This window comes from Aliiglaciecola sp. 2_MG-2023, from assembly GCF_030548145.1.
Lineage (GTDB): Bacteria > Pseudomonadota > Gammaproteobacteria > Enterobacterales > Alteromonadaceae > Aliiglaciecola > Aliiglaciecola lipolytica_A.
The window spans coordinates 42,842-55,963 of sequence record NZ_JAUORY010000006.1; the positions used below are offsets into that span (position 1 = coordinate 42,842).

The 13,122-nt window shown below is 40.3% G+C and carries 8 protein-coding genes; 3 read left to right on the plus strand and 5 right to left on the minus strand.

Annotated elements, in window-relative coordinates:
* The first annotated feature begins 127 nt into the window (after positions 1–127).
* A complete protein-coding gene (locus Q4567_RS22255; protein ID WP_354667880.1) occupies positions 128–277 on the plus strand; it encodes a multiheme c-type cytochrome in 150 nt (49 codons plus the stop codon).
* A gap of 270 nt (positions 278–547) precedes the next feature.
* Positions 548–796 carry a hypothetical protein gene (locus tag Q4567_RS08010; protein ID WP_303500035.1) on the plus strand — a complete coding sequence of 83 codons (249 nt, stop codon included), beginning with the start codon at positions 548–550 and terminating at the stop codon, positions 794–796.
* Between the two features lie 266 nt (positions 797–1,062).
* On the opposite strand, the gene Q4567_RS08015 is transcribed toward Q4567_RS08010, so the two are convergent.
* Positions 1,063–2,493 carry an aldehyde dehydrogenase family protein gene (locus tag Q4567_RS08015; RefSeq protein WP_252729294.1) on the minus strand — a complete coding sequence of 477 codons (1,431 nt, stop codon included), beginning with the start codon at positions 2,491–2,493 and terminating at the stop codon, positions 1,063–1,065.
* Positions 2,494–2,546: 53 nt separating this feature from the next.
* The gene (locus Q4567_RS08020; protein WP_216049239.1) at positions 2,547–3,995 is read right to left on the minus strand and encodes a sulfatase; all 1,449 of its coding nucleotides are present in this window, start codon (positions 3,993–3,995) and stop codon (positions 2,547–2,549) included.
* A gap of 368 nt (positions 3,996–4,363) precedes the next feature.
* On the opposite strand from Q4567_RS08020, the gene Q4567_RS08025 reads away from it, so the two are divergent.
* Complete coding sequence (locus tag Q4567_RS08025) at positions 4,364–5,338, plus strand: family 16 glycosylhydrolase (protein WP_216049240.1); 975 nt, start codon at positions 4,364–4,366, stop codon at positions 5,336–5,338.
* Between the two features lie 9 nt (positions 5,339–5,347).
* Here Q4567_RS08025 and Q4567_RS08030 read toward each other — a convergent pair whose 3' ends face one another.
* The 3 genes from Q4567_RS08030 to Q4567_RS08040 form a co-directional block, all read right to left on the minus strand.
* Complete coding sequence (locus Q4567_RS08030) at positions 5,348–7,225, minus strand: VCBS repeat-containing protein (RefSeq protein WP_216049241.1); 1,878 nt, start codon at positions 7,223–7,225, stop codon at positions 5,348–5,350.
* Between the two features lie 293 nt (positions 7,226–7,518).
* Positions 7,519–9,282, minus strand: coding sequence for an Ig-like domain-containing protein (locus Q4567_RS08035; protein WP_303500037.1), 1,764 nt, complete (start codon positions 9,280–9,282; stop codon positions 7,519–7,521).
* A 77-nt stretch (positions 9,283–9,359) separates the two neighbouring features.
* Positions 9,360–13,058: a TonB-dependent receptor gene (locus Q4567_RS08040; protein ID WP_216049243.1), complete on the minus strand. Its 3,699-nt coding sequence runs from the start codon at positions 13,056–13,058 to the stop codon at positions 9,360–9,362.
* Positions 13,059–13,122: the final 64 nt, after the last annotated feature.

Below are 13,122 nucleotides of genomic sequence, written 5' to 3' on the forward strand. Positions count from 1 at the left end.
TTCCGACTTGTTAGGTTTACCAATACGCAATTCCAAAATACTATAATTTAAAAAACAAATATATAAGCTATAAATCAGCTATTTATGCTCTCAAGGTGAATTCTTTAATTTAAAATAAGATGTGTAAATAACAGCTAAAGGCGATTGTGTCTCTTGCCATCAACAAGCAGTGTCAGATTGGAATCAATCAGACCATGCAAAGGCGATGGCCATCGCCAACAAACATAGTGTGTTGGGTGACTTTTCCGGCGTTGAGGCAGAGCATTATTCACATTGAATCCCTGACGTTTTCAGTATTAATTGTTTTTTAACCCACGCATCATTTATATATCAGCACCATTTTGCAGTTAGTCCGGCGCAATTTTCTGCGTTACTCAGTGCAAAGGTTTTGCTAATAATAGTCACTAACATTAGTAACCGCCGTTTGTTAAATCATTTTCCCGCATTGCAAATTTTGCGTTGGGGCCTGACGTTACAAGGGGTAACCTTAGTCGTACTTCTCCTACTAACTAGTCTGCAGCCCCCACTTTGGATGTTTGCTACATCAATGATAGTAGCGATTGGCTCATTGGGAGTAATTTCCTCTAATATTCAAAGTTGTTATATGGATTATTTCAAACAAAACAGTGGGACTTCGGCGGCGTTGTTTGGTGCAACTCAATTTACCATCGCAGGGGTAGTGTCGGGGATTTCGACACTGTTACCTGAAAGCCTATTTTATATCGTACTTGTTCAGGCACTGTGTTCAGTTATATACCTAAGGGTAATTTGGCGTAAACAGAACATTGACAAATAATAGGAAAGTTAAAATAACGTTTAGATAAAATGCTAAACCGTCAAGAAAGTAAAGGTGTCCTTAACTAGGCGGTCTTAAAAAGGAAGTATTTAGGTGTATTTGATCATAGCGTAAACGTCGATACACCACGGCCAATTGATGCGAATTAAAGGCCAGCGCTGCGATTGTGGTTATTCCAATAGAAGTGTTGTCAACGTTAACACTGCTAGAGCTTCCTCGAGGAACAGCTCCAGCAGTGTCAAAAATTGAGAAAGAAAATATCAGCGTTAGTGTTTTAAAGCAGAGATGCGTTTAGTGGCAAAATAATCATCCAATGCCAATTCGGAGCAGTCTACCCCTACTCCAGATTGATTTAATCCACAATGCGGTAAATTTATAGCATAATTGACACTGTTAATGTGTACCTCACCGAATCTAAGTTGTCGTGCTATTTTATTAGCTACATCATAGTTTTCAGTGAAAATATACGAAGACAAACCGGCATCCGTATCATTCGCTTGGGTGATAACTTCAGACAATTCATCAAAAGCGATAATACTAGCAACAGGCCCAAAAATTTCATTTCTACAAATATCCATATTATTAGTGACTCCTGTTAATAGAGTTGGCGCATAAAATGATCCCTCTAAGAGTCCTTCGGGTCGTCCGCCGCCGGTTACGACTGTCGCTCCTTGATGGACTGCTTTTTTCACTAACCCATCGATTCTTGACCACGCACCTGTATCCATAACAGGCCCCATATCTATATCCTCTTCACGGTCAAAACCCACATTTTTCGCCTCAAATTTAGACTTCAGCGCTTCCACGAATTGGTCATGGACATCTTTATGAACAAAGATACGATTAGGGGCGACACAAATCTGGCCAGCGTTTTCTGTTTTTAACGTTGCAACAATATCTGCTGCCAGTTCAATATCAGCATCCTGCATAACGAGAACGGGTGCATTGCCCCCCAACTCCATTGAATATTTTTTAATAGATGTAGAGCCTTTGGCAATAACATGCTTTCCAACTTCGGTTGAACCAATTAGCGTGATTAACGCGGGTATCGTCGACGTTGAAATAGCATCACCAATTTCAATATCATCACCACATACAATACTTACTGCACCTGCAGGTAGGTTGATTGACGCACACAACTCACCAATCAAACAGGCTGACAGTGGCGTTTTGATTGAAGGTTTAATGACAATTGGACATCCCGCAGCCATTGCTGGACCCAATTTATAGGCTAAATTTAACAATGGAAAGTTCCACGCTAGAAAAGCCGCGACCACACCAATTGGCTCATCCATAATTGTATGTGTAGTTTTGCCATCTTTAGCCAGAATTTGCTTGTGCTTTCTATTACTAATCAGGTCTGCGTAGTAATCTAGACTATCGATTAGCATTTGATAGTCGCCTTGAGTGCTACTCCAACTTTTCCCCATTTCCAAATGCACACACATGCGTAATTCATGTTCATTGTTAATAATGGCTTGTTTTAGTTTCATCATCCACTCAACCCGCTCAGCAACAGCGGTACTAGACCAATTTACAAAGCATTTTTGAGCTTCGATTAGCGCATTATTGGCCTCGTTAGCTGTGGCGGCATGTATCACCCCCGTTTTCAACCCCGTCGCAGGGTTAATCACTTCATGTAAGACTGGACCTTTTACTATTTTGCCCGCGATATATTGAGATTTATCGAGCATCATTTATATTCACTCCGAAATTAATTTTAAGTCGCACGATTTAGGTAAATTCACATCTATTTTTTATCGATATCACCATGTTGCAGACGATATTTATCCATCCGGTCAATGTCGTATTTCTCGTACTCCCTTTTTAACATCCACAGGGGCCTTTCAAGCTCTAACTCCCACGCAAAAAGTTGTTTGAAAAGATGTTTGACCAACTTCGGCTTTTCAGCTGCAATATTGTTCAGTTCAGATATATCACTTTTTAAATCGTATAGTTCTGCAGGCCTATCAGGAAAACGAATTAGCTTATAATCATTATGACGAATAGCGGCTCTTGACTCTTTTTTCCAATACAATGTTTCGTGGGGTTTGCTTTCCTTCATCCCCATAAGAAATGGCATAAGATTGACCCCATCAACTGGTTTTTTATATTGCTCTCCACCCGCTACTTCATAAAATGTTGGTAGCAAGTCAAGGGTACTAATTGGTTTATCATACGTTTTACCTTGGGGTAACTTGCCAGGCCATTTCATTAAGAAAGGAACCCGAATTCCACCTTCAAGATGATTAGATTTTGTCCCGCTTAGAGGCCAATTTGAAGAAGCGTTTTTATCCGTGGGACCGCCATTATCGTTTGTGTAGACGATAATTGTATTGTCTGCCAAACCAAGTTCTTCAAGTTTATCTAATACCTTACCGCTAGCCCGATCTAGCGATAAAGTCATCGCCGCAACTTGTTTTCTGACGCCCGATAGCTGAGGAAATTTTTCTAAATCCTCTGGTAATGCTTCAATTGGCGTATGTACCGCATTGAATGAGAGAAACACAAAGAACGGCTTTTCTTTATTATCATTAATAAATTGATTGGCTTGTTCTGCAAGCACATCTGTTAGGTAACCATTGTGCTCTATAAAATTTCCCAGACCTTGCTCTAACTTTTTATCGAAGAATGTTTGTACCTGTTGACGTGCCGATGCATCAGGCGGATATGCAAAATAGCTTCTATCTCCGCCGCGAAATCCATAGAAAGTATCGAAGCCACGATTCATTGGATGCATCTGATCAGTTCCACCCAAATGCCATTTACCGAAAAATGCAGTAGCATAACCTTGAGATTTCATGTACTCGCCCATCGTAGTTTCTGATAGTGGCAAGCCCATATCTTCGCCATCGAGCGCTGAAACTTCGCTCATGTAACCGGGAACGTTATTTTCTTCATAGCCAAAACGTTGTTGATAGCGCCCGGTCATTAATCCAGCTCTTGAAGGACCGCAAGTGGAAGCAGAGACATATGCCTGGGTAAACTTCACACCTTGAGTCGCGAGTTTATCTAGATTTGGCGTAATCATGGTATCGCTACCTTGAAAACCAAAATCTGCAAAGCCGGCATCATCAGAGAACAAGAAAACAATATTTGGTTTTTTTACGTGCACAGGTTGCTCGCTGGCAATAGCACTGCTCAATAAAAAACCTGATATTGCGAAGATTAATGTAGTTTTTATTAACATTTTTTTCATAGTTTATAACCTTTTCCTGTTCCCAAAATATAATGCGCTATCAAACGTTCGTTTATTTTGGTCTGCTTAACTACTGTTGCTTGCAGATATAAAAGGGCTGGTCTGCACGCGCTATCTAGAGGCTATTCCCTTTACTCACAATCTCTACAAATGAAACTAAAAGGCCGAATAAATACCCACAAACCTTTAATATTATGTATTTAAACATATGATGTTTTGATTTACAATATGGCAACATAATAATAAATTTAAATCTACCTAAATTCAGCTAAGTGTAATAAACGCCGCATGTTACTAATTGGTAGTGAAAAACGAGAATAACCCTTACCAGCAGCAATCGATGTTGGTGTTAATTAATGGAGCCATTTATGGTCAACGTAATTTATAAAATACGAACTGGCATTTTCGTCGCATTATTACCCTGTGCTTTGTCTGCTAACTTGGCTAAAGCCGACGAATTTAGACCGTTGAATGCGACTGAAGATGAAAAGTGGATACTTGATGAACTGCGATCAGACGAGTTCAATAACAACAAACTAGACTACACAAAATGGATCGAAGATCCTAAGCATGTGCAAACATGGACCTGGAACAACTCTGAAAATGCCGAATTAAGCCAAGGCTCGTTAAAAATTAAAATGGTTTATGATAAACATAAAAGAACCATTAGTAATGCATGCTCGCAAGGTAAAAGCATAGCGAACAGTACTTTATATTTTAAATCTGCCATGCTGCAGTCAAAAGCATCTGGAATTTTAGGCTACTATGAAGCACGCATAAAAGGTGTATCAACATTTCCTGGGTTTTCGCCTGCATTTTGGATGTATAGTAATTTTGATGACTCTGTACTTGAAGCGGGTAGCGTGCGTTACAGTGAAATAGATGTTGTTGAAATGCAGCAACGCCAATCGTTCACTCCAGGTAATGAAAAAATTACCGATCACAATCTACATGCTGCAATAACTAAAGAGAACGCAAAAGCCAATCCTTCCGGTCGAGAATGGCGCCGTCCAGGTAAATATCATGAGCAAGAGAATGTGCATGTTTTGCAGCAAGATCCAGGGAAAACCTACCATGTATACGGCGCAAAAGTGACCACAGAGTTGATAATTTGGTACGTAGACAATATTGAAGTTGGTAGATCAAAAAACATGTTTTGGAAGCAACGTCCTATGCAAGTTGCATTATCGTTAGGGCTAAGAAAGCCCTTTACTGAATTCAAATGTAATGGATTTGTCCCCTTAGATCCGACTCAACATATTCAAGACTTCGACGGCGAGGAGTTTAACCAAGATCCACCTACTATGACCGTAGATTACGTTCGTACGTGGATCAAAGGCTAAATTAAGAAATCAATTGACAAAGTTCCCTACCTTATACAGTGATTCATCTCTTAGCTTGATTGATTGCTGTTCTCCATTACTCCAAAGCACCTTTACTGCGCCTTCATCGGCGCAGTCGCCCAGCCCAAATTGTATATTGGTGACGTAATTTAACGAATATGCAGCTCCTGTAGATCCGACTGTTTTCAATTGAGTTCCATTACATGAATTTAGTTGAATCCGAGCACCTAATGGACTGGCCTGATTAGCAGGCGATTTTCCAACTTGAATTGTGACAAAAGAGGTTTGCTTCGATTGATTTTCAAATAAATGCCATTTTCCTCTTTCATTTCCAATCAAAATATCTCGTTGACCATCACGATTATAATCAAAAATATCGACGGCCATTCCGATAGCACCTAACTCTGTGGTCACAACTCCATGGTCAGTTACTTCCTCGAAGCGCCCATCGCCCATATTGAAATACAATATGGCAGAATTTTGATTTACTAAGTCGCCTCGTTTAACAACCACTAAATCTTCATAGCCATCATTGTTTAAATCACCCACGGCTACTCCCATACTATGTTCGAGCAACATTAGGTTGGCGTTTTTAGTACCATCAGTGAAAGCTCCCTTATTATTAATCAGCAAAAGATTGGTTAATCCATTGTCAGGAGGAGCAATAGGTTGAGATTCAACACCGTGCACAATTCCTGTGAAGGGTGAGAAGATATCACCCGCAATGCGCCAATTTTGATTACCGACGTAACCAATGTATGTGCCTTTTTTATCGCGCGTTTGTGGAAATCCTAACGCGTCGCTATTCACTAACCGAATATCACGACCTGAATGTGTTTCTCCTGGAAACACATAATCGTAGCCAGATTCACCAATATAGATATTTTTGTTGGGCCATTGTGACTGGATATTTTCTAGTGAAAGAATATCGCCAACACCTTCAAGCAAAAAGTCAAACTTTCCTCTTTTGGTATAAAATCCGAAGGTTTTTGTGGGCTCATTATAAAACGTTTGACCAGCTTCAAATTCCTTGCCTCGAGTTAGGAATAAATCGAAATCTCCATCATTATCAAAGTCTATTTCTACTGCCCCAGTGACATCACGAATATTAGGGGGCAATATTTGTTCACTGGCAAACTCAAACATGAAATTGGGTCCGCCTCGATATAACTTTGCTGAACCCTGACCATACATAAAAATATCTACATAGCCGTCGTTGTTGGTATCGGTCAACAATAGTTTTTGGCCATTTTGAATAGAGGCTGGTAAGGTATTTTTTAAGAGAAGCGTTTTACCTTGATCATTTTCATACAGATAGTTTTCACTTGCACCTTGCTTTTCTTGTGATGGGAAAGCGAAGTTAATTAAATCAGAATCGCCATCTTTATCGAGATCAACAAACTTAACGGTTCTACCACGCATCATTGCCAATGGTTCATCAAAATCAGCAAGCTGGACAATGTTGCGCTGTTTGTCGATTTGAAAGATGACTGAATTACGCGCATTTGAACCTGACCCACCTCCTCTAGCCAAAATAACTTCTAATTTTCCGTCAGTATTAAAGTCAGCCACTGATATACCATGCATATCCCCCATAATTAAATCGAAAGGCTCGTCAAACTCTCCCTGATTATTCCAAATAATTTTGACACTAAATCCATGATCGTTTAGGAGCAAATCAGGATATCCGTCTTGATCTAAATCAGCAATGGTTGGTGCATCCCACTTTCTGAGGTTTTTCTGATTACTTAGAAAAGTGTCATCCTGAGCAAACAACTGGTGAGAATTGACCACCTCTTGTGATCTTTGCAACTCAGTTAAACTACATCCAACCAAGCCAAAGGTTATTACTGAAATAATTAACGATAGTAAAACAACTAATTTCATACTTAATCCATTTTGTTAACGGTATGAGGTTTCGCTAGTACACTTCCCCAAAACAAAAAATTTTTCTTTTTTCATATTGAATTGCGTAAACATTTACAACTTTTTGAAACCCTAATTCTCGCAGACTAAGGGAAACATCTTCTCGGAAGTTACTTGGCGACAAGTTCTTGATGAACGCTTGTAGATGATAGTGCATATATTTCCTTGCCTTAGTCACCTATACTTAGCAACTAAATTGAAGGAAAAGACCACTCACAATCAAGTGGTCTTATTTGCACCCATAACAACAAATTTTAATTGACTTTAATCACTGAATATTCGTCAAGTAGAATAGTCTCACCAGCTGGTAATCCATAAACATCCCAAGTAACAAATACATCAGTAACAACATTCCATATAGCAGGCACAGTCCATTCTCTGTTGCCATTAGCATCAGTAAATTCTAATAGTTGCCACTCCGTTGTTGGCTTAAGTGTGGCCGACATAATGCCAGCACCAGGTCTTCTTAAATTATACCCGGGGCCTGACGGGCCGCCTTCATAGGTCCAAGGTAACAAAGTGTGGTCAACACGTATTTCAGTATCGGGAACAACCTGCAACTTCACCCAAACTGCAAATCTGTATGTGTTCCCAATGGATGTTGTTCCTAAACCATAAGTTGCGCTAGCCCAGTTACGCTGCTTATTGAAAACACCTTGCAAGATGCCAGTGAAATCTTCCGTTGACGATGTGATTTCAACAGAGTTTCCAGACAACGCGATATCGGACTGCGCAACCGCTCCCCCAGACGCGCCACCGCTAGCTACAACCCACTTAGCACCAGAGAAATCCAATAAGAAATCAGAGTTAAATCCAGCGGGATGGGCTGAGATACCCGGTTCACACATTTCATTTTTTACAATAGTAGCGGTTACTAATTTCGCTTCTACATTAGCCAAAGCCGTAGTACCAGTATCACCAGATGCTAAACCTACTGTTGCAGTGAAAGAGTCTCCAACGTTAGTTTCATCACCGGTAGAAAATCGACCTGAGCCCTTTTCACCATAACTAATATTTTCAATAAGAGGGAAATCATTGTTATTACTTGACTCCCAGGTATAGGCGTAGTTACCAGAGAGTGATTCACCGGCGGCTGGTGTTGGAGAAACATCGAAACCAGCAGAAACACAGGCAGGAATTTCTTTCATGTCGGTTTCTAGACCATTTTCATCAGTATCTTTGTTAGTGATCGCGACAATAAATTCTGAATAAACTTCCAAGTCAACCGTGATCGCTTTACTAGGATCATCCAAGCTTGTAACTGTAATTGTGGTTTGGCCGACATCTTTTGTGGTTACGTTACCTTGAGCATCAATAGTGGCAATATCGGTATCCGCAACTTCAAATCCAACTTCAGGCGCACAGGCTTTTTCAGGCAACACAGTTGCAAATAACTTAAACTCTTGACCAAGCAAAATTCTAGCGGGTTGCGCAGTTATGCCTACAACCCCATCAAATACCGCATTCACGTCTAACGTTAATGTGCGTCTGGGTAGTGACTCGCCCGGTTGTAGTTTAAAACCATTATCAACTGCAAAATCAATAGTATATGTAACCACTGGAGGGGAATCTAAAAAGCCATCAGGTGTTGGTGAACCATCTACTCTAGGTCCACCTCGTCTATCTGTATCATCACAGGTACTTAAGAAATCAGAGAACATATCGGTATCGACGATTAATTTGCCATTTTTTTCTGTAAAAGGAGAAACTCGTTGATTGGCAACCCCTCCCGACGGGACATCAGGTGTGAGATAATTTTGATCTACGGAAAAGTTTAAATCGGAAATATTGATATTGCCGTTTAAAGGTTCACCGCCCGCCGTCGCTCCCTCTAACAAATCTATTTCTTGGATACCAGTTTCTTCAGTTAAACTAGCTGAGATTTCAGGCATAGAAATCACCACAGGATCTTGCGCTTTAAAACCCGAGTCATATCCTTCTTCGGTACCTCCACACCCTGTCAGAAATCCGGCAATAGAAACGGTAATGAGCGTATTTTTTAGTAAGTGTTCTTTCATCTTACTTCTCCAAAATTTTGTTGTTTTGGGCTGAAGCTTTGAGCTCAGCGCCCTAAAATAATTGTTCATCTAATTAACTAAAAAGTACCGCGCAAACCGAAGCGGAACTGCCGCCCTGTTTTAAATGCCGCCACTGTTCTGTCACGCGTAACATCGCTGTTATCAAGAACATTTCCTTCGTCCAATACGACTTCTTGAGAATTCGCGTTAGTCACATCGGTTGTGCCGCTTGCAGTAAAGAAATTGCGTATTGTGTCATCAGTTAAATTTAATGCGTTGAAGGTCAGAGAAAAGTTCTTATTAATTCTATAGCTAGCACTAAAATCGAGACGATTAGTTGCATCTTGCCATACTGCACCAAAACCACTTTGCGAGACTGCTTGGACACCATTGTAACGATGTGCTAAACGCATTTGCGTTCCGTCTTTTTCCCAAAATAAAGTAAAATTAGCTGAGTGTTTGGGCGTAAATGGCTGAGGGAGTGGACGCAAAGTTCGACCAGTTGTGCCGATTAATTCAACATCACGTTCTGAATCTTGATAGGTATAGTTTGCACTAACTCCTAATCCAGAAAGTAAACCAGGTAGCTCGTTGTAGTTCTGTGTGTAACCAATTTCAATACCTTTTATGGTGGCACCTTTACCATTCTTAACAAAATTAATATTGGCCACATCACATTCAATCGTCCATTGATTGAAAAAGCCAGCAGGTAAACGATGAGGGTGACATTTATCCGCATCTCCAGGTGTGCGATTAGCATCGAAATCTAACAACAAATTGGCATTTTCCAGCGGTATTTGATCTCGCACGTCCTTATAATGGAAAGGAGTCACAATATTCTCTTCAAAGTTACTCATATCTTTATAAAATAGAGCGGCTGATAACAAACCAGATTCGTCGAAATACCACTCATAGGAAAAGTCTACGTTTTTAGACGTTAAATTTTTCAAACCGGTATTTCCGGCTCTACCATTACTCGCGTTAAATTGACTTTCGCGAATAGTATTAGCTGGATTTAATGAATCAAAATTGGGACGTGTCATTGTTTTTGTTAACGCAAAACGGACAATCGTGTCTTCATTCAAAGCGTAATTTAGATTAAGACTAGGTAACCATTGTTTGTTTTTCGCTTTGTCAGATACCGCAGCCTCTCTTTGTTGCACTTCTTGTCCATCTCCATTAGGACCAGTAAACGCTGTGCTTCTGTCAAGGAATGGCCATATTAATCCGTTGGAATTAAAACGAGCCCAATCTGAAGCACTGGTTGGCACCAAATTACCACTGCGGTCGTATATCTGTGACGGCAATTCGTTACTCATAATAATATTGCCTGAGGCATCGACAAACAGCATTCGGTTTACATCCGGCCCTGGAATACCATCAGCTCCTGGAATAACAAATTCACCAGTGGATGATTCAAACGGAATCGTCGCTGCATTATTAAAGTTGTAAGCGTGGGTAATAGTGTATGACCAACAATTACGCAGTTGATCATCATTAGCAGGGGTATAACGAGTATCACTTCCTTCTGCAATAACTGCCTCTGGGCAGGCAGGATTATCCATGTTCGCCAAACCTCTATTTACAATCAAATCATAGGGGTCAAGCATTTGTGGGAAGCGAATATAATTTATACCACCTAACCCTGTTGCATCAGTATTATCCTCAACATAGCGAACACCGATATTACCTGTTAGTTTTCCGTCCATAAATTCAAAATTAGTTTTGAAATATGCGGCTACAGTCTCTGTCGCAATCTCTCGTGTACCGGCCCTAGAATGTCGAACCCCTAACTCACCGGCATCTTTACCACCCACCAGCTCTAAGGCTTTTTCTGCATCTAATTGCGCCCAACCACCAAAAAAGGCATTACTGCGATTGCCTTGAATATCTTCTGCGAAATTGTTGTATGGGAAAGCCTCTCCTGAAACAAAATCAGCAACACGAATTGTCCCTAATCCTCTGACCTCAAAATTTGCGGAAGGATCATCAACATCAATCAGTTCAGCTCCATTTGTTACATTAGTATTGTTTATGCTTACAGAGCGTGACCTATCCGCCCACTTCACACCAAATTCAACTTTAGTTACGTGTTCGAAATCCAAAACCCAATCGAAATCTAAAAAGACAGATTTATTCTCATCAACTAATTCATTCTTACGGAAATTAAGATTTCCAAGATGATTGTGTTCTAGGTCATAAGGGTTAAACCTGCTCGTAACATAGTTAGTTGAACCATCAAGAGCATCAAAGATAGCGTTTTGAGTTCCAGTAAAGTAATTACAATCTCTCGTGCTTCCCTGAGTACAGTCGTAACCCACAAGTTCTAAACGTTCGCTAGGTTGAGCTTCAACAATAGTTCTGCCCGCAGTACCCCATGTAGCAGTTCCAATTGATAACCATCTATCTGCCTCATTATCATCTGGGGTTTCGTCAGTAGTTTTTGAATAACCTACTAGAAAGCTCATTGATAAATCGTTGGTAAGTTCATGATTGATATCAAGGGTCGCTACTTTTGTATCTATTTCTCGTAACCCTGTTGTACGATTAAAGCCCCCCGAAATCGAGCGACTGGTAGAGCGTTGGAGCGTATTTGTATTTAAATCAACAACGTTCAACGCAACATTATCATCTCCTGGGTGTATTAAATTATCGGGTGAAATGTTCATAACCAAACTTTGATAATCTGTGTAGACCTGTTGCTTACTGTAGGTCAAGTCAAGCTGAATATCTGTTGTGTCTGTTGGACGGTACTGAAAACCGCTAGAGACTGAAAATCTCTCTCGCTTATTATTACTTAAACTAAAATTTACGCTGTCTCTGGCCAAAACGAATAAATCGCCTTCGACCAATTTTTGTGTCGCAGGATCATAATCTAATAAACTTTCAATAGGATTGAGTTGTCGTTGCCCCTGAGCATCGAGTAATAGTTCGCCATTTGCATCTCGCTGATAGCCCAAAACACGTATAGGCATTCCAGATTCCAAATCTGTCGCTTTGCGCAAATTAGTGGCATCGGCTAAATCGGCAATGGGGATTGCCCCCTGCTCATAACCAGTATTTATTCTGTCTTGACGAGTGTTCTGAGTGTCTTTTGAAGCCGTAATAATAAATCCAAACTTATCATCAAAATACTTGTCAGAAAAACTCGCATTGATCCGAAAGTCTTGATCATCTGCAAACTCGTTATGACGACCTTCAACAGTAAATGAACGACGTGGTTTGTTTAAATTCAAAGGGCGAACTGTTTTCAAGTTTACGTTAGCCCCTAAAGAGCCTTCGTCTTGATCTGCTGCGGCTGTTTTTACTACATCAACGGAAGAAAGGATATCCGCTGAGAAGGAGCTTAAATCTATACTGTTGTCGTTGCTACCATTGCCAGAGGGATCACTTATACCACCGGTGAGAGCTACTCCATTAATCGAAATTTGGTTCATAGAAGGACCAGCACCTCGCACTGAAATCCTTGTTCCTTCACCGGAATCCTCTTGAACGGTTACACCGGTAATTCTTGACAGAGCATCAGCAATATTTTGGTCTGTTGACTTTCCTACATCCTCTGCATGTATAGAGTCACTGACGTTTTCACTAAAGCGCTTGGCGTTCAACGCTTTTTGAATACTCCCCTTAAATCCAGTAACTTCTATGATTTCTATTTCATTTTCGAGTTCTTTTTTTTCTACTTCATCTTCTAGCTCTTGAGCTAACACCGGAAGATTAAAGCAAGTAGCTATAACAGCAGCTGATATTGCGTTGAGTTTAAAATTGTGTGTCATGTGGTCTCTCCACGTTTGTTTATCGTCGTGTTCAATATTCAAAATACTATTTAACGGTCTAGAG

Excerpts from the sequence above, each read along its gene's own strand:
- Q4567_RS08010 (WP_303500035.1), top strand. The coding sequence starts at position 548 with ATGATAGTAGCGATTGGCTCATTGGGAGTAATTTCCTCTAATATTCAA.
- Q4567_RS08015 (WP_252729294.1), bottom strand. The coding sequence starts at position 2,493 with ATGATGCTCGATAAATCTCAATATATCGCGGGCAAAATAGTAAAAGGT.
- Q4567_RS08020 (WP_216049239.1), bottom strand. The coding sequence starts at position 3,995 with ATGAAAAAAATGTTAATAAAAACTACATTAATCTTCGCAATATCAGGT.
- Q4567_RS08025 (WP_216049240.1), top strand. The coding sequence starts at position 4,364 with ATGGTCAACGTAATTTATAAAATACGAACTGGCATTTTCGTCGCATTA.
- Q4567_RS08030 (WP_216049241.1), bottom strand. The coding sequence starts at position 7,225 with ATGAAATTAGTTGTTTTACTATCGTTAATTATTTCAGTAATAACCTTT.
- Q4567_RS08035 (WP_303500037.1), bottom strand. The coding sequence starts at position 9,282 with ATGAAAGAACACTTACTAAAAAATACGCTCATTACCGTTTCTATTGCC.
- Q4567_RS08040 (WP_216049243.1), bottom strand. The coding sequence starts at position 13,058 with ATGACACACAATTTTAAACTCAACGCAATATCAGCTGCTGTTATAGCT.